This window comes from Massilia atriviolacea (assembly GCF_003953935.1).
Taxonomy (GTDB): Bacteria; Pseudomonadota; Gammaproteobacteria; order Burkholderiales; family Burkholderiaceae_D; genus Telluria_A; species Telluria_A atriviolacea.
This window is the reverse complement of record NZ_RXLQ01000002.1, coordinates 50776-74450: the sequence shown is the minus strand read 5'-3', so window position 1 is coordinate 74450 and position 23675 is coordinate 50776. Positions and strand designations below refer to the sequence as shown.

The following is a 23675-nucleotide window of genomic DNA, read 5'->3' as shown; positions in this document are numbered from 1 at the left end:
TACCCCCGAATTTGCCGGACCATCGCGGCATTCCTGCTCTAGCGCGCCGCCGACGGCCGTTCCGCCATGCGGTCGCGCCACGCCTGCAAATGCGCCATGCCTTCCGCGCCCGGCCTGAACTTCATCAAGCCACGCGCAAATTCGAGCGCGCACCACGCCGTGATATCGGCCACCGTAAACCGCTCCCCTGCCACGAACGGCCGCTTGGCCAGTTCGCCATCGAGCCAGCGCGCGTGCTCGCGCATCTTCTCGCCCTGCGAGGCGCCGAAGTCGGGAAACTGCGGCTGCTCCAGCACCGCCAGTCCCGGATGCGTGTGGCGCACGCTGTTGGCGATGCCCAGGAACAGATGCATCTCCACGCGGCGGTCGGCCATCTCGATAAAGGCGCGCTCCTCGAACCCTTCGCCCATCAGGTTCGGCTCCGGATACAGCCCTTCCAGATAGGTGCAGATGGCGCGCGTTTCGCACAGCACGCGGCCGTCGTCCAGTTCCAGCGCCGGCACGCGCGCCAGCGGATTCTTGGCCACATAAGCCTCGCTCTTGTGTTCATTCGCGGCCAGGTCGATCATCACCTGCTCGATCCCGGTAATGCCTTTTTCGGCGATGAACATGGTAACCCGGCGCGGGTTGGGCGCGAACGTGCTGACGTACAGTTTCATGGGCATCCTTGCGAGTGGTTAGGTGTTGCGCGACTGGCCGGTTTCGAGCATGGTGCGGGCGGCGGCCGAGAATTTGGCCGCTTCCTCTTCGCTCGACGAATTGAGCTCGCGCGGCGACGGCGGCATCTGCAAGCCCTTTTCCACCGCGGGCCGCGCGCGAATGGCGTCGATCCAGCGCTGCAGGTGCGGCAGGTCCTCGACCGATACGCCCGACCACTTGTGCGTGCGCACCCAGGCCCAGTTGGCGATATCGGCGATCGAATAATCGCCGGCCAGGAATTCATGATCGCGCAGGCGGCCGTCGAGCACCTTGAACAGGCGCCGGCTCTCGCCCTGGTAACGGTCGATCGCGGGCTGGATCTTTTCGGGGAAGTAGCGGTAAAACACATTCGCCTGCCCCATCATCGGACCGATGCCGCCCATCTGGAACATCAGCCACTGCATGACTTGCGAACGGCCCTTGACGTCCGCCGGCATCAGCCGCCCGGTCTTTTCGGCCAGGTAGACCAGGATGGCGCCCGACTCGAACACCGCAAAGTTGTCTTCGGCGCGGTCGACAATCGCCGGAATGCGGCCGTTCGGATTGATGGCGAGGAACCAGTCTTCCTTCTGCTGGTTCTGGTTCAGCTCAAGCGCGTGCAAGGTGTACGGCAAGCCCAGTTCTTCCAGTGCGATGGAGACTTTGTGGCCGTTCGGCGTGGCGGCCGAATACAGATCGATCATGGCATTCCTTTCGGGTTGATGACGAAACAGCAAGCCGCATCATAGCGCCAATTTGGCGGCTTCGCTCACGCTGTGCCACAATCCCGGCATGACCCGCCACCGCCCTCTTCCCGCCCCGCTGCGCGCGCAGCTGTTCCAGCACCTGGCGGCCATGGAAAAGGCCGGCCTGCCGCCGGACAAGGCCTACGCGCTGCTCGACCTGGGGCGCAGCGGGCGCGAACGGGTAGCGGCATTCCGCAAGCTGGCGGCGCGCCGCAACGAGCCGGCCGGCGCGGGGCTGGCGAGCGGCTTGTTCACCGTGTTCGAAGCGCGCCTTCTGCGCGCCGCCTTCACTGCCGGCAGAGCGCTGGCGGCCTACCAGCTGCTGGCCGATTTCCATGCCACGCGCGAGCGGCAACTGTCCTTGCTGCGCTCGCGCATGATGCTGCCGGTCGCGATCCTGATCATCGCCTTGCTGGTGCAGCCACTGCCGCAAATGGTCGCCGGTACCCTGTCGGCCGGCGGCTACCTGTGGCGCGTGCTGGCGCCCTTGCTGGTGCTCGCGGGCGCCGCCCTGCTGGCGCTGCGCGCGAGCGAATGGTTCGGCTCCGGCAGCGAGTCGCCCGGGCGCGCCGGCATTGAACGCGCCCTGCTGGCGCTCCCCGTCTTCGGCCCGATGCACCTGCGGCGCAATATGCGCGACTTTGTCGACAGCCTGGCGCTGCTGCTCGATGCCGGCCTGCCGCTGTTCGACGCCATGCCGGTGGCGCTGGACACGGTCGGCAACCGCATCGTGCGCGCCGACCTGGAAGCGATGCTGCCCAAGCTCGAAGCCGGCGCCACGCTGGCGCAGGCGGTCGGCGCGCTGCGCCTGGCCGATACCCGCCAGCTGCGCGCGCTGGTGCTGACAGGGGAAGAAAGCGGCACGCTGCCCGAGATGCTGCGCCGCCATGCCGCCAGCGAGAGCGACAGCATCAACCGCTTCCAGCTGGAGATGATGGCCTGGCTGCCGCGCGTGTTCTACGCGCTGGTGGCCGTGTGGATGGCGTCGAGCATACTCGCTAGTCCGCCGCACCCGGCCGCGCCACTGTGAACGCCCCAGGTCCGACAATCGTGCCACAATCGAGCCCATGAAACCGATCCGAACCTACCTCCCGCTGCTGCTGCTCGTCGCCGGCTGCGCCAGCACGCCCACACCGCCGCCGGCGCCGACGCCCACCACGCCCGCCTTCAGCTGGTACCAGGACGCCGCGCGCACCCAGCCGGTGCTGCGCATCGATCCGGCGCACTCGCTCATTACCGTGACGGTGCGGCGCGGCGGCACGTTTGCGCGCATGGGACACGACCACGTGGTCGCCAGCCGCAGTGTCGAAGGCTTCGTCGCGCCAGACGCCGGCCGCGCCGACTTCCGCTTCCGGCTCGACCAGATGACGGTCGACGAGACCGACCTGCGCACCAAGGCCGGGCTGACCACGCAGCCCGACGCCGATGCCATCGCCGGCACCCGCACCAATATGCTTACAAGGGTGCTGGAGGCGGAGCGCTATCCGCTGGTGGAACTGCACGCCGAACGCGCCGGCGACAGGGCCGATATCTTGCGCCTGACGGTCAAGCTGCACGGCGTGTCGCGCACGCTCGACGTGCCGGCCACCATCGAGCGCAGCGCCGCCGGCCTGACCGCCAGCGGCGCGTTTACCCTGAACCAGAGCGATTTCGGCATCACGCCGATGTCGGTCATGGGCGGCGCGCTGACGGTACAGGACCCGATGGAACTGGCGTTCCGCATCGTGGCGGCGCCTTTTCCGCAGCGTTAATGGCGACCGGGTTGGCCGGGTCGGCGCTCCATTCGTACCAGCCGCCGTCGTACACGCTGATGCGCTCCCAGCCCATCAGCCAGGCATAAAAGAAGGCCAGCGAGGCGCGCCAGCCGGTGCCGCAGTAAAAGGCGTTATGGGCGCTGCGGCGAATGCCGCCGGCGCGCCACAGCGCCTCGATCGCGGCGCCATCGAGCATGCGTCCGTCGGCGTGCTGAAAGTGGCTCATGCTGTTCACGTCGCCCTCGTGCCCGGCGTGGCCCCACAGCGCGCCGGGAATCTCGCCGCGCGCGTCGATGTAGCTGTAGCCCGAGGTGGCGCCGGAATACTCGCTCCAGGTGCGGATGCTGACCAGGGCGGCGTCGGAGCGCGCCAGCAGGGCGCGCGCCTGCGCCATATCGGTCAGGTAATCGGGCCGGCCGGGGAACGGCGCGCCGAACGCGCGCGCCGGCGCCGCCACGGCGGGCGCGCCCGCGACCAGCGCCAGGCCGGCCGCGCTCCATGCCGCCAGGGCGCCATCGAGCATGCGCACATCGCCCACGCCGGCATACAGCATCAGGTGCGCCGCGCGCGCGGCCGCCAGCGGGTTGCGGCTGTAGACGACGACGGTGGTGTCGTGCCGGATGCCGTGCGCGAGCAGCACCCGCAGCAGGGCCGCATCGCCGACCTTGTTGAACAGCGGCGGCGCTTCCAGTTCGCGCGTGTCGAGGTAGCCGGCGCCGGCGATGTGGCCCTGTTCGAAGGCGGGCAGGCCCGCGCAGCCCACCTCCAGCAGGCGCACGGCCGGATCGCGCACCAGCTCCTCCAGCTCGGCCGGCGCGACCAGCGCGCGCGCGCGGGCCGGCCCGGCAGGGACGGCGGACAGCGGCTGGCAAAGGGGCGATCGGGCATTCACGGGCGGACTTTTCAAAACGCAAACCCGCTATTTTAAATGGTCGCGTCCGCCATGCGCCGGAACCATGCGCCAACAGTTTCATCGAGTACAACAATTCCTGCTTTATTACTCATGCGCGTTCTGATATAACAGACATGAAAACAGGGTCCAGAATGCCATGGCGGGCGCGGTGAAGGCCTGCACAATCGATCAAGGTGCACTTCCATGAACCCCTTTCTTGCCCTTCGTACCGCCAGTCGCGGCGAGCGCGGGGTCACCCTGCTGGTGCTCGGTTTTGCCGGGCTGATCTTCGTCGGCATCGTCGCCAATCTCGTGTTCGAGCTGGTCCATGCACGCGACAACGTCATCACACAAAAAAGCAACAGCGCGCGCATCCTTGTCAAGGTACTGGAGGAACAGGCGGTCGACAGCATCTTCGCGGTCGACCTGGCCATGCAGACGACCATCAAGGCGGTGCAGATGGCGCCGCACGGGCCGGCGGAGCGCAAGCGCCTGGTTGAGGAATTGCTCGACAGTAGCATCACCAACCTGCCCTTCATCCGCGCCATCTGGCTGCTCGATGCCGACGGCAATATGATTCACGACAGTCAGAAATTGCCAGGTAGCTACAACCTGTCGGACCGCGCGTATTTCCGCATCCACAGCGACCAGCCCACCTACGGCATGCACATCGAGGGCCCGATCATCAGCAAGCTGGGCGTGCCGTTCATCAGTTTCAGCCGCCGCATCACCCGTCCCGACGGCAGTTTTGGCGGGGTGATCGTGGCCGCCCTGGAACCGAAATACCTGCGCCGCTTCTACGATTCGGTCAAGGTCGGCAAGGATGGGGTGGTGGCCCTGGTGCGCACCGACGGCGTGCTCATGCTGCGCATGCCGGCCGCCACCACGGCCGAAGGCAAGCGCCTGACCTTCTTCCCGAATTTCCACGAGGGCGGCGCGACTGCCGAGGCCGGCAGCTACATCGCCGACAGCAGCATCGACCGGATCCGCCGCCTGTATTTTTACCAGCGCATCAGCGGACGCCCGCTGGTGGTGGTGGTCGGCCTGGGCGAAGACGAACTGCTGGCCGACTGGTACGGCATGGCCGGCGCCTACATCGGCGTGTCGCTGGCTTTCCTGGTGGTGCTCGCGGGCATGAGCACCTGGGCGATGCGCGAGTTGCACAAGCGATATGGCCTGAACCAGGCGCTGCTCAACAGCGACGAGGCGCTGCGGGCGGCCCAGCAACTGGCGCTGATCGGCAGCTGGCGCCTGGACCTGGTGAGCCGCAGCGGGCAGTGGTCGCAGCAGATGTACCGGCTGCTGGGACTGCCGCTGGCGGAACAACCGCCCGCGCTCGATGTCTTCCTGCAAAAAATCCATCCGGACGACCGCCACCTGGTGGCATCGGCGGTGCAGCATGGCATGAACTGGTCGGGCGAGCTGCGCAGCAATCCCGCGCTCGGACCCTTGCGCTACTTTCATTCGCGCAGCACGGGGGTGCACGATGCGGCCGGCAACGTCACCGCCCTGATGGGCACCTTGCAGGATGTCACAGAGCGCCGCCAGGCCGACGACAAACTGGAACTGGCCGCGCGCGTGTTCGCCTGCACGCGCGACGGCATCGTCGTTACCGACGCGGCCAGCAATATCGTGGCGGTGAACGCGGCGTTCGAACGCATCACCCAGTACAGCGAGGTGGATGTGCTGGGACGCAATATCCGCATGCTGCGCTCGAACCTGCACGATATGGATTTCTATCGGCAACTCTGGGAAACGGTGGCCCGCGATGGTCATTGGCGCGGGGAAATCTGGAACCGGCGCAAGAATGGCGACGTCTTTCCCGAGTGGCTGACAATCAGCGCGGTGTCCAGCGCGGAGCACGGCACGGCCGGTTACGTGGGCGTGTTCACCGACCTGAGCGATATCACGGAAGCCAACGAGCAGCTGCAATTCATGGTCAACCACGATCCGCTGACGCGCCTGCCGAACCGCTCGCTGCTGAACGACCGCATGGAACAGGCGATCGAGGCGGCGCACCAGGGCCAGCGCGCGATCGCCGTGCTGCTGCTCAATATCGACCGCTTACAGCGCGTCAACGACAGCATCGGCCATGATGCCGGCGACCTGTTGCTGCGCGAAATGGCCCAGCGCCTGCTGGCACGCCTGCATCCGGGCGACACCCTGGCCCGCATCGGCAGCGACGAGTTCGTCATGGTGCTGTCGCACGTGGACGACAACGACGACATTAATGCCGCCGCCCAGCAAATGCTCGACGCCGTGGCCGCGCCCTGCCAGTTGCTGGGGCACGAGGTGGTGGTCACGGCCAGCGTGGGGATTGCGCTGTATCCGCTCGATGGGGTCAACCCGGGCGACCTGATCCGGAACGCGGACACGGCGCTGTCGCACGTCAAGAACAGCGGCCGCAACAGTTTCCGCTATTTCACGGCTGAAATGAACACGCGCGCACTGCACTGGATGGCGCTCGAGCACCGTTTGCGCAGCGCGCTCGGCCGGTCCGAATTTTCGCTGTTCTACCAGCCCCAGCTGCGGCTGGCCGACAAGCGGGTGTGCGGCGCGGAAGCGCTGATCCGCTGGCACAGCGCCGAGCTGGGCATGGTATCGCCGGCCGAATTCATTCCGCTGGCGGAAGATTCGGGCTTGATCGTCGAGATCGGCGAATGGGTGATCCGCACCGCCTGCGCGCAGAACAAGGCGTGGCAGGACGCGGGGCTGCGCGCGCTGCCGGTGGCGGTGAATGTCTCGGCGCACCAGATCACGGCCGGCACCCTGCCGTCCATCGTCCAGAGTGCCTTGCGGGCAAGCGGGATGCAGGCGCGCTACCTGGCCATCGAACTGACCGAGAGCGTGCTGATGCAGGAAGCGGAACTGGCAATGGCCCAGATCGCCGAGCTGCGCGGGATGGGCGTGGCGGTGGCGCTGGACGACTTCGGCACCGGCTATTCCTCGCTCAGCTACCTGAGCCGGTTTGCGCTGGATAAGTTAAAAATCGACCAGAGTTTCGTGCGCAATATTACCGACGATGCGAAAAGCGCGGCGATTGCCAAGGCCACGATTGCGCTGGCGCATGGCCTTGGTATCACGGTGGTGGCGGAAGGGGTCGAAACCCGCGAACAGCTCGATTATCTCGATGGCGCGGGTTGCGATGAGGTGCAGGGCTATTTCTTCAGCCGGCCGGTGGCGGCGGAGGAGTTTGCCGCCCTGCTCGGTGCGGATGAGGCGCGTCCGGATCAATCCTGGCGCGCCATATAGCTTCGGATCGCCGCATCGGCTTCCGCAAAGGAAATGGCTTCGATGGTGCGGTGCAGGATGATGGCGCCGCTGATTTCCCCGGCATGGATTTTGGCCCTGACGCGGGGATGGATGTCCTTGTAGCCATCGCCGGCGCCCGGTACCGTGCTGAGCATGTTTTCCAGGCGGGTGAGCTTGCGGTTCTGTTCATCCTGCTTCAGGTACATCATGTACATCCCGAACATGGACATGAGGAACATCGTTAAGGCCATATCGTTTGTTTCCATGCTGATTCTCCGGAGTGAGGGGGACGGCGAATTAGTTGCCGCAGTCACAGTAATGGAATGACAACAGAAGTGCCAGCGCAACGGCTGTTTTCAGTGACGGCCATCAACAGCGGCGCTACGCCAACACCGCGCCGGCAGGCGTCAGCGCGCTGCCCAATACATCGAGTAACAGTTTTACTTTGGGAAGATGCTGGCGCGCCTTGCGCCACACCACGTTCATCGGCAAGCCGTCGGTCGCCAGCTGCGGCAAGACCTCGACCAGCAAGCCGCGTTCGATATGCTGCCTGACCAGCCAGGTGGGCAGCTGGGCGATGCCCAGGCCGGCCAGGACGGCGGCGGTCTGCCCTTCCCCATCGCCCACGGCAATGCGCCCTTGCATGAAGCGCTGTTCCATCGCGCCCTGCTCGCTGACCGCGAACAGCCAGGAATTGACCAGCCCGTCCGCGCGGCCGTAGACCACCCGATCGTGCTGGTCGAGCTCGGCGTCGGTCAGCGGTACGCCCTTGCGCGCCAGATAGGCTGGCGCGGCGCAGAACACCAGGCGCTCCGATCCCAGATAGCGCCGGCCCAGGGCCGCCGGCCATACGTTCGGACCACCGATGCGCACCACGATGTCGACCCGTTCCTCGACCAGGTCGATGAAATGGTCGGAAAAGGAAATATGCGGCAGCAGCAAGTCGTGTCCGGCCAGCGATTGCAGGAGAAGCGGCAAGGCGTGCAGCCGTCCGTACGAGGCCGGCAGGTCGATGCGCACGCGGCCGGTCGGTTGCGCAAGCTCGGCGCCGATCAGGGTTTCGGCCTCTTCCAGGTCGGCCAGGACGCGCAGGCAGGTCTGGTAAAAGACAGTGCCGGCGTCGGTCAGGGCCAGGCGCCGCGTGGTGCGGGTGAACAGGCGCGTGCCCAGCCGGCTTTCCAGCCGCGCAATGCTTTTGCTGACAGCAGAGCTGCTCAGGTTGAGGCGGAGGGCCGCCGAGGCGAAACTGCCGCGCTCGACGACGCTGACAAACACGTCGATCCCCTTGAGGCGCTCGGACGAAAACATGCCTGGTGAATTTGATTCATGAATGATGGTAAATCTTACCATCAATGCGAAAGCGATTCGCCAATACACTGTCGGCCTACTTCCTTTGCAGACAAGACATGCACACATCGACACTCACGGCGGGCGCAGCCGTGCTGGACAATCCGCGTTCCGGCCTGCAGATTGCCATCATGGCGGTGGCAGCCTTCGTCATCGTCACCACCGAGTACCTGATCCTCGGCCTGCTGCCGGCGCTGGCGCAGGACTTGCGGATTTCCATTTCGGCTGCCGGCCAACTGGTGACCCTGTTCGCCTTCACGGTGATGCTGTTCGGCCCTTTCCTCACGGCGCGCCTGGCGCACGTCGGCCGCAAGGGCTTGTTCGTGGCGATCCTGCTGGTGTTCGGCGCCTCGAACGCGCTGGCCGCCGTGTCGGCCGACATCTGGGTGCTGGCGCTGGCGCGCTTCATCCCGGCCCTGATGCTGCCGGTGTTCTGGGGCACCGCCAGCGAAACGGCGGGCCAGTTGGCCGGCCCCAGGCATGCGGGCCGCGCCGTGGCCAAGGTCTACCTGGGCATCTCCGCCGCGCTGGTGTTCGGCATTCCGCTGGGCACGCTGGCGGCCGAGTCCTTTGGCTGGCGCAACACATTCTGGATCCTGGCAGGGCTATCGGTGCTCATGGCGTGCATGATCCAGGCCTTCATGCCCGCCTTGCCGGCGCCAGTCACCAGGGCCGGCGAGAAACAGGGCGCCATCGTCGGCGACCGCCGCTTCCTGGCGCACGTCGCCCTGTCGGTGCTGGTGTTTACCGCCATGTTCACGGCCTACACTTACCTGGCCGACATGCTCGAACGGCTGGCCGGCATTCCCGCAGCCCAGGTCGGCTGGTGGCTGATGGGTTTCGGCGCGGTCGGCATGGTCGGCAACGGGATCGGCGGGCGCGTGGTCGATCGCCATCCGCTCGGTGCGACAGTGGTATGCCTGCTGCTCCTGGTCGGCGCCATGCTCGCGACCCTGCTGGCGGTGAATCGCCATGGCTGGCTGGCCCTGGCGCTGGCCGTGTGGGGACTGGCCTACACCGCGCTGTTTCCGATCTGCCAGGTGCGCGTGATGAAAGCCGGCGCGTCGGCGCAAGCGCTGGCGGCCAGCATGAATATTTCGGCCGCGAACGCCGGCACCGGACTCGGCGCGATTGCCGGCGGCGCCGCGATTGCCCAGTTCGGCCTGTCGTCGCTGAGCTACCTCGGCGCCGGGATTGCCGTGCTGGCGATCATGCTGGCGCTGGCGATGGCGCGCCATCGCTTCGCTGCGGCACCCTGACGAAACGCCGCGCTTCGGGCAAAAACAGTACACTGCAGGCGTACCCACTCTCGTCGCGAACAGCGCAATCATGCAATTCGACTTACTCAACAAGCCGGATGGACGCACGGCAATCCTGCTGCCCTCAGGCTTCGTGCTGGACCTGATCGCGCCCGACGCGAGCGGGCTGCCGATCACCGACATCGCCTTGTGCCTGGCCTCGCAACCGCGCTGGGGCGGCGCCGCCAGGCCCTGGTATTCGGTGGCGGAACACTGCGTCATGAGTTCCTATCTGGTGGCGCCCGAGCTGGCGTATGCCGCGCTGATGCACGACTGCGAAGAGTTCCTCGGCGACTGGCCGTCGCCCGTCAAGGTCATGCTGGGCCGCGAGTACGTGAAGGAGCGGGTCCATCCGATCAAACATGCCTTAAGGCAGCGCTTCGGCTTCAACGACGACGTGGCGGCCGTCAAGGAAGCCGATCTGGTCTGCATGGCCACCGAACTGCGCGACCTGCTGCCAGCCGCCTGGATCGACTGGGGCCACCTGCCTGCGCCCCATGCTGGCAAGATCGTTCCGATCGGGCCGGAGCGCGCCTACACGCTGTTCCTCGACCGCTTCGAGGAATTGAAACACCTGGCGCAGTCGCCGCCGCGCAGGAAAGCCGGGCGCGGCGCCGGCAGCACCCCGCCAGCCCAGGCCTAAGCCACGGATTTATCAGGCTTTTTGCAGATATCCACAAGAAGTGTGGATAACATTGTGGATAAGCGCTCTCCGGCACCCCGTAAAGCCCGGATTCATGCGGGTTTCTACAAAATGCCCGTTCTGAAGGCAGAAAAAATAGCCAATGAAATCAGTCACTTGAAACTTGGCATGCGCTTGTCACAAACTGTCCGTTCGGCAAATTCCTACAAACCGGCAAAACAGGGGATAAGTCGTGCGGTCTTTGACAAAGCGCGCCCGCTGGCATAGTGTGGGGTCATGTCCGCTTCCGCTTCCGACGATCCCAAGAACGGCGACCTGTTCATCGAGGACGACGACCCGTCCGAGCCGATGGGGTCGCCGGCGCAGGAACAGCCGCCCTGGCGCATCCTGATCGTGGATGATGATGTGGACGTCCACGTGGTCACCAAGTTCGCACTCAGTAACACCCAATTCCAGGGCCGCCGCCTGAGCTTCCTGCACGCCTACAGCGGCAAGGAAGCGCTCGACACGCTGCGCGCCACGCCCGATATCGCCCTGGTGCTGCTCGACGTCATCATGGAAACGCCGGATGCCGGCTTGCAGGTGGCGCATCGGGTCCGCTCCGAACTGCACAACGAGCTGGTGCGCATCGTGCTGCGCACCGGCCAGCCGGGCCAGGCGCTGGAACACAGCATCATCTGCGACTACGACATCAACGACTTCTGGTCCAAGGCCGACCTGACCACGCGCAAGCTGTTCACGACCGTCATCGCGTCTCTGCGCGCGTATGCGGGCCTGCAGGCGGCCGCAGCCGACCGGGCCGCCCTGGCGGCCGAACTGGCCGAGGCGCGCCGGGTGCAGGAACTGGTCGGACAGCAAGCCCTGGTGCTCAAGCTCGATCCGCAAGGGCGCATCCGCGATGTGAGCGCGCGCCTGTGCGCGCTGAGCGGCAAGACGCGCGAGCAGCTCGTCGGACGCGCGCTCCAGGCGTTACAGGCCGCTCCCCTGCCCGCGCCGCTGGCGAGCCAGATCGTGCAGGCGCTGGCATGCGATGGCGAGTGGTCGGGCGACATCCACACCCAGGCCGGCGACGGCAGCCCCCTGCACTTGCGTTGCGCCGTGCAGGCCCTGAGCGAAGCCGGCGGCGCCCCCTACGAATACGTGGCGGTGGCGACCGTGCTGGAGGCTTGCCCGGCGTAAAGGCGCTTACTTCCAGGCATTGCGGGCGCGTTCGCGCACCAGCATGCGCACGCTGTCGGGCATCGGCTTCCTGCTTTGCGCGGTGTCGGCCGTCATCCACACCGATTCCTCGAAATGCTTGAGCATGGCCGGGCTAATGAAGCGCGAGCGCGCCGCGTACACATGCCGGTCGCCCATCTGCGCCTGCTGCTTGATGAAGAAGCGGTTCGGCACCACCAGGTGCAAATGCTCCCTGGCGCGCGTCATGGCCACGTACAGCAGGCGGCGTTCCTCCTCGATATCGTCCGAATTGCCGGTGCTCATATCCGACGGGATGCAACCGTCCACCACATTGAGCACGTGCACCGACTTCCACTCCTGCCCCTTGGAGGAATGGATGGTCGAGAGAATCAGGTAATCCTCGTCCAGCAGGGGCGGCCCGGCGCGGTCGCTGGTCGCTTCGGGCGGATCGAGGGTGATCTCGGCCAGGAACGTTTCGCGCGAGCCATGGCCGGATGCGAGGCGCGCCAACTGTTCCACGTCGGCCGCGCGCACCTGGGCGTCGTCATGCAGGCGTTCAAGGTGCGGCAGGTACCAGTTCGTGGCCAGCGCGATATCGGCCGGCCAGCGCAACCCTGGCGAACGCAGGGCGCGAAACAGGTCGACGAACTGCTGCCAGTCGCCGCCGCTCCTGGCGGGCGCGGCAAACTGCTCGACCGCGCGCAGCGGCTCGGCAGCCTCGGCGACCGCATCGAGCAAGCGGGTGGCGGTGGCGGCGCCGATGCCGGGCACCAGCTGCAAGACGCGGAAACCGGCCACCCTGCCGCTGGGATTCTGGGCGAAGCGCAGCACCGCCAGCACATCCTTGATATGCGACGCTTCGAGGAACTTGAGTCCGCCGAATTTGACGAAAGGAATGTTGCGGCGCATGAGTTCGAGCTCCAGCGCGGCGCTGTGGCTGGCGGCCCGGAACAGCACGGCCTGGGCCTTCAGCGCCATGCCGGTTTCGCGGTGCTCCAGGATGCGATTGCAGACCCAGCGCGCCTGCTCGGCCTCGTCGGGAATGAGCACCAGTTGCGGCAGCACGGTCGAGACCTTGTCGGTCCATAAGGTCTTGGCGTGGCGTTCCAGCGCGGCGCCGATCACGGCGTTGGACGCGTCCAGGATCGGCTGGGTCGAGCGGTAGTTGCGCTCGAGCGTGACGATGTGCGCTTCGCGCGCGAATTGCTTGGGGAAATCGAGAATATTGCGCACCGTCGCGCCACGGAAGGAATAAATCGACTGGGCGTCGTCGCCGACCACCATCACGCCCTCCCCGCCCGGCTTCATGCCCATCAGGATGGCGGCCTGCAGGCGGTTGGTGTCCTGGTACTCGTCCACCAGCACATGGTCGAACAGGCTGCCGATGTGTGCGCCGAGTTCCGGATCGGCCGCCATCTCGGCCCAGAACAGCAGAAGATCGTCGTAATCGAGGACGTTCTGTTCTTGCTTGGCGTCCACGTAGGCCCCGAACAGGGTCTTCAGCTCGGCTTCCCACTCGCTGCACCACGGAAAGGTACTCTGGAGCACCAGCGCCAGCGGATCGCGGCTGTTGACCGCGCGCGAATAGATGGCCAGGCAGGTGCCCTTCAGGGGGAAGCGTTTCTGGGTCTGGGTCAGGCCGATCTCGTGGCGCACCATGCCCATCAGGTCTTCCGAATCGCCCCGGTCGTGGATGGTGAAGGACTCGTCCAGGCCGATGCGGCCGGCGTACTCGCGCAGCAGGCGCGCGCCGATGCTGTGAAAGGTGCCGGCCCAGGGCAGGGCCGGGGCCTGGCCGCCGCGCAGGCCCATGATCCGCTGCAGCACATTGCCGGCGCGCTGCGTCATCTCGTTGGCGGCGCGGCGCGAAAAGGTGAGCAGCAGGATGCGCTGCGGGTCGGCGCCGCTCATGATCAGGCGCGCCACGCGGTGCGCCAGGGTATTGGTCTTGCCGGAACCGGCGCCGGCGATCACCAGCAGGGGCCGGACGTCGGCCGGGGCCGCGCCGATGTCGTGCTCGACGGCGGCGCGCTGCGCGGGGTTGAGGCTGGCGAAGGGATCGTCGACGGCGTCGGCGGGGGCGTCGGCGTGAAAAGCTGCGGTCATATCGGACATTCGAACTGGAGTTGACATGACTGTACATTTATACAGTATGATTACGCAAGTGAAAACCCCGCGCCTCGGCCGGCGGGTCGGCGGTCCCGTGCCTGCGCGCGCGCTCGAAGCGCTGGTCCATATCGGCTTATGCGCGCTAAGTAGCCGTTTCTAAAGGTCTTTTTGGGATATCCACAAACGCTGTGGATAACTTTGTGGATAATCCCCCCTTGACAGTCCGCAAGCGTGTAACGATGCGGGTTTCAACAAAATGCTCATTCGTGAGGCAGAAATTATGTCTATATAAATCAAGCACTTACAAAGTCAATGGGGAAGGCGCTAAAAAAATAATAGGAAATTTCCTACAAGATTTTTTTGTGCATAACCGCCTGTTGCGCATGCAGTGCGGGCCGGTCGATTCGATGACATTCTGATATGCATACCGCATCGCACGCGCGCCTGCGAGGGACGCGCAACCGTCCCGCCGCGCTCAATGGGGGAGTGCACCGCGCCGGCGCTGTGGTTCCAGCAACACCCGTGCGATCACGTCGGGAGGAATATCGCGCGATTTCAGGTACTCGATGGCCGCCATGGTATTGCTGCTTTCCTGGACCGAGATGGCATGGTTGACGATGTCGCGCTGGCGCAGGTCCTGGCGTTGATAAGCGGGATCGGCCAGGGCGAGACCGCCGCTGTCATGGTGTTGCTGTCGATTCATGTTGTGATTTCCTTACAAGGGATTGCAAGAATGTCGGAACGGGAACCCAGATTGCCTAACGAGTATCCATCAATAAACATCAAAGTCAATGTCAAGCTTCCATCGAATCGGCAAAAAATATGCGTCGGGCATAGCTTGGATCGCGCCATTTTAGTGAGCGGCAACGCGGCGCCGGCGTGGCGCCGCCGACGCCAGAATGACGGTGTGCGCCGCCGCGCGCCCACCACCCTTGCCGAGGCCATCATGACTATTCCGACCGACACCATCGCCACCGACACTCCGCTCAACCCCGGCGACGACGCCAGACCCGGCACGCCCGGCGCTGGCGAAGACATCTGCGCGGCCTGCAGCGGCAAGGGCAAGCTGGGCGACGGCAGCGCCTGCCCCGAGTGCGGCGGCAGCGGCCGCGTGATGCGCGGCATCGGGGGCGGCTGAGCTCGCGTGGACAGGAGCCCAGGGCGGCGCGATAATATTGCATGACCGCCCCCTCCCACCCGGAGCGCCCGCGCCCGCAATCGCTGACCGACCTGTTCGTTTCCTTCACCCTGCTGGCGCTGCAAGGTTTCGGCGGCGTGCTCGCGGTCGTCCAGCGTGAAATTGTTGAGCGCAAGCAATGGCTGACCCATGAAGAATTCCTGGAAGACTGGGCCGTGGCCCAGATCCTGCCGGGGCCGAACGTCGTCAACCTGTCGATGATGATCGGCGGGCGCTATTTCGGCCTGGCTGGCGCGCTGTCGGCGCTGGCCGGCATGCTGGCCCTGCCGCTGCTGCTGGTACTGCTGCTGGCGCTGGCACATGCGCGCTTCATTGACCATCCGGGCGTGGCCGGCGCCTTGCGCGGCATGGCGGCAGTGTCGGCCGGCATGATCGGCGCCACCGGCCTGAAGCTGTCGCTGGCGCTGTCCAAAAATCCCATGCCGCAACTGTGGTGCTGGGCCCTGTGCGCGACAGGCTTCGTGCTGGTGGCGCTGGTGCGCGTGCCGCTGGTATATGTCCTGTTCGGCGTCGGGGGATTGGCCTGCTTCCTCACCTACCGCCGGATCCGTTCATGAACCCTGCCGACATCCCGCCGCAAATCGTACTCAGCTGGAGTGACTGGCTCAGCCTGTTCGGACATTACCTGATGCTTTCCCTGATGTCGGTCGGCGGGGCCATCTCGACCACCTCGGAAATGCAGCGCTACCTGGTCGAACAGCACCACTGGTTGAGCCAGGCGCAGTTCAACAACGCCATCGCGCTGGCCCAGGCCGCGCCGGGACCGAACGTGCTGTTCGTCGCCCTGATGGGCTGGCAGGTCGGCATGAATGCCGGCAGCACCGGCGCGGCCCTGCTGGGGGTGGCGGTGACCATGTTCGGGATTTTGCTGCCCTCGACCGTGCTGACTTACTTCGCGGCGCAATGGGGCCACCGCAACCGCGAGTTGCGGGCCGTGCGCGCCTTCAAGCAAGGCATGGCGCCGGTGGTCATCGCCCTGTTGCTGTCGACCAGCTGGATCCTCGGCAGCGCCAGCCAGCGCTTCGCCACCGACTGGCCGCTGTGGCTGCTGGCCATCGCGAGCGGGCTGCTGATCTGGCGCACCAGGCTGCACTTGCTGTGGATACTGGCCGGCGGCGCGCTGCTCGGCTGGCTGCAACTGGTCTAGGTCCCGAGCCGGAAATTCCTTGAATAAATATGACGACAATCGCACCGAGACTGCCTCACACATGCTCGCCAGGCCTCGGCCGGTCTGCGCTGTGCTCCCTGTCCCGGTACGATGTCGCCACAGCGCATCATCAACGCATTTCCGACTCAGGATGCCAGGTCAGTGCGCATAAATTCTTGCAATTTCCAGCTTCCAGCAGCGGCGCCTTGCAAGGCATCCGCTTCCGTTCGCTGAAAATCACAATCATGTCTGCACACTGAGGTAGCCGCCGGAGCGGCAAACTTGGCTGCGACAAGGCATACTTGCGCCATCATTCACCACTTGGACGGACCGATGCTCGAACTTTTATCAGAACACGCCTGTTTCGGCGGCGTACAGCGCTTTTACCGCCATGCCTCGACCGCGATCGGCCTGCCGATGCGTTTTTCCGCCTTCATCCCGACCGTGCCCGACGGCCAGAAGCTGCCCGCCCTGTTCTACCTGGCCGGCCTGACCTGCACCGAAGAGACCTTTGCGACCAAGGCCGGGGCCCAGCGCGCGGCGGCCCGCGAAGGACTGATCCTGATCGGCCCGGACACCAGCCCGCGCGGCGCCAGCATTGCCGGCGAAACCGATGCATGGGACTTCGGCGCCGGCGCCGGCTTCTACCTGGACGCCACCGAAGCCCCGTGGAGCAAGCATTACCGCATGTTCAGCTACCTGCTCGAACTGCATGCGCTGGTAGTGGCCGAGCTGCCCGTCAACCCGGCCAAGGTCGGTATTTTCGGGCACTCGATGGGCGGCCACGGCGCGCTGGTCACCGCCCTGAAACGCCCGGACCTGTTCCGCTCGGTATCGGCCTTTGCACCGATTGCCGCCCCCACCCGCTGCCCGTGGGGGGAAAAAGCCTTCGGCGGCTATCTCGGCGCCGACCGCGACAGCTGGAAACAATACGACGCCAGCGAACTGATGCTGGAGATGGAAGCGCCCTTCCCCGGCGGCATCCTGATCGACCAGGGCCTGGCCGACAAGTTCCTGGAACAGCAGCTCCATCCGGAAGCCTTTGAAGCGGCCTGCGCCAAGGCCCGCCAGCCGCTCGAACTGCGTCGGCATGAAGGCTACGACCACGGCTACTACTTCATTTCCACCTTCATGGAAGACCACCTGCGCTTCCATCGGGCGCAATTGGGCTGAGCACGGCAACGGGGGCGCTAGCCTGTCCCCGCCGCGGGGCTAGCGCGCCCCGCACCGGCGCTGCGCGACCAGCTGCGAACGCGGACGGCCAGGCACAGCAGCAGAACACCGGTCAAGATCGCATACACCCCGATCAGGGTGGCCAGCATGACAGCGCCTGCGCCGAGCGGAAACAGCAGGACGATCAGGCCGAACACGATCGACACCAGCCCACTGAGCAGCAACAGCCATTCGCCACGGATGAGCTTGCGCACGCGGACGGCAATGACGATGTCCAGCACGCCGCTGACCACGGCATTGGCGCCCATCAGGAGGATCAGCGTCAGCAAGGTAATGGCCGGATTGAAGGTGGCCAGCACGCCGACCGCCACGCTGACGATGCCAAGCAGCATCGGCATCCACCAGTGCCGGTCCATGCCACGGTATTTGATGGCGCCGACGATCCAGACCGCACCGCCCAGCAGCGTGAACGCGGCGAACAGGGCCGTCAGCGTCAGCAGCGTGACGGCCGGCCACGCGATGGCGAGCACGCCGAACACAATCGCGATGGCGCCGCGCGCAACGAGCAGCCACCAGTTCCTTAGCAAGGTGTCGTTCATGGCATCTTCCCTCCTGCTGAATCAGACAGCGCAGGCGCGCTTTCGATCCCTCAAAAACGTCCACCCTGCGCCAGATCAAACGTGCGCCATAAAAAGTGCCGGCAAGGGTCGTCAGGCCGACGAGCGCCGTGCCCGTCGACCAGCATCGTCATCTTTGCTACGGATTCGTGCAACCGACACGGCGTTTCGCTGTCGAAGGAGGATGGCTCGCTTTCGCCCCTTCAAAAACCGCATGCAGGCCGGCAAGCTCCTATCGCTGGAACTGGCCCACTACGCCGCGCGCGAGGACGCACTGGTCCTGGCCCTGCCGCGCGGCGGGGTCCCGGTCGGCTTCGCCATCGCCCGCGCCCTCGGTCTCGCGCTCGATGTGCTGCTGGTTCGCAAGCTCGGCTTGCCCGGGCATGAAGAATATGCGATGGGCGCGGTCGCCAGCGGCGGCATCCGCGTGCTCAATACCGCCGCGATCCGCGCGCACCGCATCGACCCGGCGCACATCGACGCCGCCTGCGAACGCGAACTGCGCGACATCGCGCGGCGGGCGCGCCAGTACCGTGGCGCACGTCCGGAACCGGAACTGGCGGGCCGGACCGTCATCCTGGTCGACGACGGCCTGGCCACGGGTGCCACCATGTGCGCGGCGGCACGGGCGGCGCGGGCGCGCAGGGCGGCGCGCATCGTGGTCGCGGTGCCGGTCGGCGCGCCCGACAGCTGCGCCGCACTGGCGCCCGAGGTCGACGAACTGGTCTGCCCGCAGCGGCCGCGCGACTTCGGCGCGGTCGGCCGCTGGTACCGCGAATTCGGCCAGACCGGCGACGAGGAAGTTCAAGACCTGCTGGCCATCGCCTGGCGCGACCAGGCGCGCGCGCAGCTGGCATCCACCAACGCAAGCGAACGGAGGCAACCATGAAACAGAGGTCGCAACACGATCTTCATCTCGGCATCTGGCTGGGCGGGGCCGCGCTCGGCGCGCTCGCCATGTACATGATGGACCCGGACCGGGGCGCGCCGCGACGGGCCCTGTCCGGCACCAGGCTGCGCCAGCTCGGGCGCCAGGGCGGCGATGTGCTCGACAAAGTCGTGCGCAAGGTCGGCGCGCGCGCGCACGCCAAGCTTGCGGAGCGCGCCGGCGACATGGCAAGCGCCGCTGGCGCGGGAAGTCCCGATGGCGGGCGCCGGCAGGCGCAAGCGGGAACCGCAATGACGGGCCCGGACGAGCGCCGCCGCTCCCTCGTCGGCCGATCCTGGTGGCCGTCGGCGATGCGCAATGGCGCCATGCCGGGTCGGCGCATGCCGCTTGCCATGGTCATGGGCCTGGCGGGCGCGGCGCTGCTGATGCGGGCGATGCGTAGCGGCGCCCCGCCCGGCCTGGCGCGTGGGCAAACCCGCAGCGGCCTGGTGACGATCGAGCGATGCGTCCGGATCGACGTCCCGCCCGAGCAGGTGTACGAGCTGTGGGCCAGCTACGACAATTTTCCGCGTTTCATGGCCAACGTGCTCGAGGTGCGCGAGCTCGGCAACCGGCGCTCGCACTGGCTGGTCAAGGGGCCTGCTGGCAGCGAGGTCGGCTTCGATACGGTGTTGACCGAACAGCTGCGGCCGCGCCGCCTGGCCTGGCACAGCCTGCCCGGCGCGGAAGTCGAACAAGCCGCATCGGTGCAGTTCGAAGCGTCGGGCGGCGGCACGCTGGCCACGGTCCGGCTGTCGTACCGGCCGCCGGCGGGAGCGCTGGGCAAGGCGGTCGCCACGCTGTTCGGCGGCGACCCCGAACGCGCGCTGGAAGAGGACCTCGGGCGCATGAAAAACCTGCTGGAAGGAACATCGACGCCGCGCGCGGCCGCGCAGTCGGGTGACAGGCCGCCGCTCGCCTAGCGCTGCCGTCCGGCAGATCGTATACGGCGCCGGGCCGGCGAGGCCGGCATCGGGCTGCCCGCCCGTTCAGGCGGTTGCGGAAGAAAGCCGTCAATGCATCGAAGGGAATCGGCGTGACAAATCCCTGCTCGGCCAGTTTGGCCGCAACAGGATCGCGCTTTGCTCGTTGACCGCCCCATGGGATGGCCGACCACGATCGCCGGCGTCGCATGGGGGTGGCGGCCTCGCCGGCGTATTTCGCCGTCCACCCCGTCCCGCAGACGCCGCAGGATCTGATGGGGCGCAACTGCATCGACCAGCGCATGGCGCGCGCTGGCGGCTTGTACGTCTGGGACGTCGAGCGCTGTGGCACACAGGTCCATGTGCGTGTCGCCGCCTTTAATCGGGACGCCGCTTATTGCGCGGCAGCGCCGGGCCGATGTGGCGTGGCGGGTCCGGCAGCCGACAGTCGATCGGGATCGCGCGCGCCGAAGCCGGCCAGGATGGCGGACGCGCGCGCCGCCGTGGCGGCGTCGCCGGCATCGACCACCAGCATGCATTGCGCGCGCTGGACCGGCTTGGCGTAATTGGGGTCGTATACGTGCTGCTCGCTTTCGCTGGGGGTGTTGCCGACGTAAAAGTTGCCTTGCACCGGCCCCGCTTCATCGTTATGCACCTTGAGTTCCAGCGCAGCGGCATCGAAGCCGTCGGACAGCAAGGCGGCGCGTGCCAGTTCGGCCTCGTCGACATCGTCGAACACGCCCAGTACAGCATGGTTGTTCATGGCACTTCCCCTTGTCACAGATGTGGATCGAGATTGGACATGCGTGCGACAAAAAAGTTCCACGCTATTGCGTCACCTGGACCTCGTCGAGCGCCGGCCCCCGGGCAGGCGCCCCGGACGGCCCGCCCAGCGCGCCGACCAGCAGAGTCAATTCCTCGTCGACGATAAAACCGGCGGCCGAACTGACGGTGAGCAAGATGTCCGGCGCCATCGACGATGCGATCACAAAACCTTGCACATAGTCCACTCCGATATCGGCCAGGGTCTGCACCGTGGCGCCGTCTTCGGCCCATTCGGCAATCGTCTTCATGCCCAGGTTCACCGCCAGCTTGACGATGGCCTCGACGATGGCGACGTCGGCCGGATGCGCATTCATGTTGACGATAAAGTTGCCATCGATCTTGAGTATGTCCGCCGGCAATTCCTTGAGATAGGAAAACGAGGTGTAGCCCGCCCCGAAATCGTCGAGCGCCACCTTGACCCCAAAATGACGCACCTGGTCGATGAAACGCCGCGTGTTGTTCAGGTCGTGCAGAGCGACGCTTTCGGTGATCTCCATGCATAGCCGGCTGGCGGCGTCGCGGTTGCGGCGCAGGATGTCGATGGTGTCCTGGATGAAGCGTTCGTCGTTGAGCGAGGCGCCGGACAGGTTCATGCACACGAACTGGGTATTGGCCAGCATGTCGGCGTGGCGCTCGATCCAGCTCAAGGTGGTCGACAATACCCAGCGGTCGATCACGCCCATGCGCCCGCTCTTTTCGGCGGCGGCGATGATGGGCCCGGCCGCCAGCAAGCTGCCGTCCGCTTCGCGCATGCGCAGCAAGACCTCGAAATTCATCGAATCGTAGGGCATCTTGAGCGACATGATCGGCTGCATTTCGAGCACCATGCAGGCGGTCGCGTCGTTCGCCGAGAGGCGCTCGACCAGGTTCAGCTCGGCCTCGCGCTCGATGAAGGCCGTGGAATCGCGCTCGTACACGACCAGGCCGTCGCGGTGGCCGCTCTTGGCTTCGCGGCAGGCGCGGTCGGCGGTCGAGATCGCATCTTTCATCTGCATGCCCGGCTGCACCTCGATCAGGCCGATCGAGCCGCGCACGTGAAACGCCTTGTCGCCCACGCGGTAGGGCGTGTTGCCGATGCGCCCGACCAGGCAGCGGCAAATCAGCGCCGCCACGCGGATCGAGGTTTCCGGCATGATGATGACGAATTCGTCGCCGCCCACGCGGCCGATGCGCTGTTCGCCGCTGAGCACGGCACTGATGCGTTCGCACACTTGCTTGAGCACTTCGTCGCCCGCCAGGTGACCGAACAGGTCGTTGATCAGCTTGAAGCGATCGAGGTCGAGGTAAGCCAGGGTCATCGGCTTGAAACAGGCTTGCTCGAACACGCGCTCGATTCCGCGCCGGTTGTAAACCTTGGTCAGCGCATCGTTATTGGCCATGAAACGCAATTGTTCGGTGGCTTTATGCTGCTCGGTCGTATCCTGCAACACGCCTTCGATCTTGCCGCGCGCCAGGGTCGCGCGCACCAGGAAGCAATGCGCGCCGCTGCGGTCCTCGATGCGCAGTTCGGCGTCGGGCAGGTCCAGCACGAGGGACGACAAGGTGCCCCAGACGCCGTCGGCAAAGAATTGCTGGAAGCGCTTTCCGGTGATCGCGTCGGCATCGGCCCCAAGCATTTTCTGCATGGTCGGGTTGGCGCTGAGGAAATTTCCCTCCAGGTCGAGCGTGAACAGGCCGACCGGCATGGCGTCGTAGGTGTGCTGCAGCTCGGCCTGGGCCGCGATGCGCTGTTCGGTTTCCTGGCGCATCTGTTCGGCCACGGCAAGCGCGGCCAGCAGGCTTGAGGCGAGCGCTGCCGTAACGCTGTTGACCATGCCGGTCAGGTCGCGCACGCCAAGGGCGGCGGCGATGACTTCCGCCAGCCCGGACAGCATGGTCACCGCGAACGAGGCGGCGAACCAGAACGCCACCCGGGTATGCGACTGCGCCATCAGGCTGACCAGCCCGAGCGTCATCAGCATCAGGCCATACGCCACGAAGACCCACATGGCCGGCAAGAAAAGGTGGTACGGCAAGAGCACGGACAGCGCCAGCAGCGGCAGGCAGCACCATTCGGCAACGCGCAGCGGCGTGCGGTAGCGCGTCCTGGCCAGGCGCTCGCGGAACAGGGTCTGGTACAGGGTCAGCGTCGAGATCGCATACAGGGCGATGGTCAGGGCGCGGCCCGGCAACAGCCAGCGGTCGGGCACGACCTGGCCCAGCCACTGGATATCCCAGCCGGCCGAGAGCGCGCCGACGCGCAGGTTCAGGATCAGCCAGCCGGCCAGCAAGACGTACAGGGCCTGGCGGTTGATCAAAGCGGTCGTGAGGACAAACAGGGTCAGCACGATCATGCCGCCGTCGAGCAGGCCCGATTTGCGGTGGAATTGCTGTACCGCCAGCGCCAGCTGGTCCGCTTGCCATTGGCTTGCGGACAGCCGCGCCGGACCGATGAGCACGGCGCGGCACAGCAAGGGCTGCGCCTGCGCCGCCGTCAGGGTCAGTGCGAAGCCCGCCCGCAGCGGGGCGATGGCGCCGGTCGAGACGGATCGGGTGGAACTTCCCAGGGCACGCAGGCGCGCGCCCTCCCAACAAGCGATCTCGACCATGTGGCGCGACGGGAATTCGATCATCGTGCCGGCGCGCGTATCGACGGCCAGGCTGAACCAGTGCGGGTCGGGCGACATGCGCGTTTCGCGGGCCAGGACGCGCGGCATGCCGGCCACTTGCGCCAGCGCCTGTTGCGGCGCCAGCGCCGGGTCGGCGTGCGTCATGACCCGCAAGGCCAGCGGCCGGCCCTCGACGCTGCGGTACTGGCTTTGCCAGGATGCCAGCGCCAGCAGCGACAGCAGCGCGATGGCGAGCGGAACCAGGTAGAAGGAGAGCAGGCGCAGCGAGGCTTCGAGAGCGTGCTGGACGCGGTCGCGTGAGGCGTGGGACGAGGAGGTCGGCATTGACATGAGCGGCATCCATCTACACAACTGGTG

Annotated in this window: 22 protein-coding genes; 12 read left to right on the top strand and 10 right to left on the bottom strand. The window is 66.1% G+C overall.

Annotated elements, in window-relative coordinates:
- Positions 1 to 38: 38 nt before the first annotated feature.
- Together EJB06_RS03405 and EJB06_RS03400 are read right to left on the bottom strand one after the other, a co-directional pair.
- Positions 39 to 659, bottom strand: a complete 621-nt coding sequence (locus tag EJB06_RS03405) for a glutathione S-transferase family protein (RefSeq protein ID WP_126072606.1) — start codon at positions 657 to 659, stop codon at positions 39 to 41.
- Between the two features lie 18 nt (positions 660 to 677).
- Complete coding sequence (locus EJB06_RS03400) at positions 678 to 1382, bottom strand: glutathione S-transferase family protein (RefSeq protein ID WP_126072605.1); 705 nt, start codon at positions 1380 to 1382, stop codon at positions 678 to 680.
- Between the two features lie 88 nt (positions 1383 to 1470).
- Between EJB06_RS03400 and EJB06_RS03395 the strand changes: the two genes are divergently transcribed.
- Both EJB06_RS03395 and EJB06_RS03390 read left to right on the top strand, forming a co-directional pair.
- Positions 1471 to 2454 (top strand): type II secretion system F family protein, encoded by a 984-nt coding sequence (locus EJB06_RS03395; protein ID WP_126072604.1) that lies wholly within the window; start codon positions 1471 to 1473, stop codon positions 2452 to 2454.
- Between the two features lie 37 nt (positions 2455 to 2491).
- A complete protein-coding gene (locus tag EJB06_RS03390; protein WP_126072603.1) occupies positions 2492 to 3175 on the top strand; it encodes a YceI family protein in 684 nt (227 codons plus the stop codon).
- Here EJB06_RS03390 and EJB06_RS03385 read toward each other — a convergent pair.
- On the bottom strand, positions 3096 to 4070 hold the full coding sequence (locus EJB06_RS03385) for a sulfurtransferase (RefSeq protein WP_229426913.1): 975 nt from the start codon (positions 4068 to 4070) through the stop codon (positions 3096 to 3098). The genes EJB06_RS03390 and EJB06_RS03385 overlap by 80 nt on opposite strands.
- 204 nt (positions 4071 to 4274) lie before the next feature.
- On the opposite strand from EJB06_RS03385, the gene EJB06_RS03380 reads away from it, so the two are divergent.
- The gene (locus EJB06_RS03380) at positions 4275 to 7322 is read left to right on the top strand and encodes a bifunctional diguanylate cyclase/phosphodiesterase (protein ID WP_126072602.1); all 3048 of its coding nucleotides are present in this window, start codon (positions 4275 to 4277) and stop codon (positions 7320 to 7322) included.
- Here EJB06_RS03380 and EJB06_RS03375 read toward each other — a convergent pair.
- Positions 7301 to 7588: a hypothetical protein gene (locus EJB06_RS03375; protein WP_126072601.1), complete on the bottom strand. Its 288-nt coding sequence runs from the start codon at positions 7586 to 7588 to the stop codon at positions 7301 to 7303. The genes EJB06_RS03380 and EJB06_RS03375 overlap by 22 nt on opposite strands.
- Positions 7589 to 7703: 115 nt before the next feature.
- On the bottom strand, positions 7704 to 8630 hold the full coding sequence (locus EJB06_RS03370; protein WP_126072600.1) for a LysR substrate-binding domain-containing protein: 927 nt from the start codon (positions 8628 to 8630) through the stop codon (positions 7704 to 7706).
- A 98-nt stretch (positions 8631 to 8728) separates the two neighbouring features.
- Between EJB06_RS03370 and EJB06_RS03365 the strand changes: the two genes are divergently transcribed.
- From EJB06_RS03365 to EJB06_RS03355, 3 genes are all read left to right on the top strand, one after another.
- Positions 8729 to 9928, top strand: coding sequence for an MFS transporter (locus tag EJB06_RS03365; protein WP_126072599.1), 1200 nt, complete (start codon positions 8729 to 8731; stop codon positions 9926 to 9928).
- Between the two features lie 70 nt (positions 9929 to 9998).
- Positions 9999 to 10610, top strand: a complete 612-nt coding sequence (locus tag EJB06_RS03360; RefSeq protein ID WP_126072598.1) for a hydrolase — start codon at positions 9999 to 10001, stop codon at positions 10608 to 10610.
- A gap of 276 nt (positions 10611 to 10886) precedes the next feature.
- A complete protein-coding gene (locus EJB06_RS03355) occupies positions 10887 to 11789 on the top strand; it encodes a PAS domain-containing protein (RefSeq protein ID WP_126072597.1) in 903 nt (300 codons plus the stop codon).
- Between the two features lie 6 nt (positions 11790 to 11795).
- Here EJB06_RS03355 and EJB06_RS03350 read toward each other — a convergent pair whose 3' ends face one another.
- Together EJB06_RS03350 and EJB06_RS03345 are read right to left on the bottom strand one after the other, a co-directional pair.
- Complete coding sequence (locus EJB06_RS03350; RefSeq protein ID WP_126072596.1) at positions 11796 to 13895, bottom strand: ATP-dependent helicase; 2100 nt, start codon at positions 13893 to 13895, stop codon at positions 11796 to 11798.
- A gap of 478 nt (positions 13896 to 14373) precedes the next feature.
- Positions 14374 to 14601, bottom strand: coding sequence for a hypothetical protein (locus tag EJB06_RS03345; protein WP_229426912.1), 228 nt, complete (start codon positions 14599 to 14601; stop codon positions 14374 to 14376).
- Positions 14602 to 14844: 243 nt separating this feature from the next.
- Here EJB06_RS03345 and EJB06_RS03340 point away from each other — a divergent pair, with 243 nt between their 5' ends.
- From EJB06_RS03340 to fghA, 4 genes are all read left to right on the top strand, one after another.
- On the top strand, positions 14845 to 15036 hold the full coding sequence (locus tag EJB06_RS03340) for a hypothetical protein (protein ID WP_126072595.1): 192 nt from the start codon (positions 14845 to 14847) through the stop codon (positions 15034 to 15036).
- Between the two features lie 41 nt (positions 15037 to 15077).
- Positions 15078 to 15653 carry a chromate transporter gene (locus EJB06_RS03335; RefSeq protein WP_126072594.1) on the top strand — a complete coding sequence of 192 codons (576 nt, stop codon included), beginning with the start codon at positions 15078 to 15080 and terminating at the stop codon, positions 15651 to 15653.
- Entirely contained in the window at positions 15650 to 16243 is a 594-nt protein-coding gene (locus tag EJB06_RS03330; protein ID WP_126072593.1) for a chromate transporter, read from the top strand. The genes EJB06_RS03335 and EJB06_RS03330 overlap by 4 nt, the downstream gene beginning before the upstream one ends.
- 333 nt (positions 16244 to 16576) lie before the next feature.
- Positions 16577 to 17416 carry an S-formylglutathione hydrolase gene (gene fghA / locus EJB06_RS03325; RefSeq protein WP_126072592.1) on the top strand — a complete coding sequence of 280 codons (840 nt, stop codon included), beginning with the start codon at positions 16577 to 16579 and terminating at the stop codon, positions 17414 to 17416.
- Positions 17417 to 17433: 17 nt separating this feature from the next.
- Here the strand turns inward: fghA and EJB06_RS03320 are convergent, their stop codons facing one another.
- Complete coding sequence (locus EJB06_RS03320) at positions 17434 to 18015, bottom strand: HdeD family acid-resistance protein (protein ID WP_126072591.1); 582 nt, start codon at positions 18013 to 18015, stop codon at positions 17434 to 17436.
- A 202-nt stretch (positions 18016 to 18217) separates the two neighbouring features.
- Between EJB06_RS03320 and EJB06_RS03315 the strand changes: the two genes are divergently transcribed.
- Positions 18218 to 18922 (top strand): phosphoribosyltransferase, encoded by a 705-nt coding sequence (locus EJB06_RS03315; protein WP_126072590.1) that lies wholly within the window; start codon positions 18218 to 18220, stop codon positions 18920 to 18922.
- Positions 18919 to 19884: an SRPBCC family protein gene (locus tag EJB06_RS03310; RefSeq protein WP_126072589.1), complete on the top strand. Its 966-nt coding sequence runs from the start codon at positions 18919 to 18921 to the stop codon at positions 19882 to 19884. Before EJB06_RS03315 ends, EJB06_RS03310 begins: the two co-directional genes overlap by 4 nt.
- Positions 19885 to 20278: 394 nt before the next feature.
- Here the strand turns inward: EJB06_RS03310 and EJB06_RS03305 are convergent, their stop codons facing one another.
- Positions 20279 to 20647 carry a hypothetical protein gene (locus EJB06_RS03305; protein ID WP_126072588.1) on the bottom strand — a complete coding sequence of 123 codons (369 nt, stop codon included), beginning with the start codon at positions 20645 to 20647 and terminating at the stop codon, positions 20279 to 20281.
- 64 nt (positions 20648 to 20711) lie between these two features.
- Positions 20712 to 23648, bottom strand: coding sequence for an EAL domain-containing protein (locus tag EJB06_RS03300; RefSeq protein WP_229426911.1), 2937 nt, complete (start codon positions 23646 to 23648; stop codon positions 20712 to 20714).
- Positions 23649 to 23675: the final 27 nt, after the last annotated feature.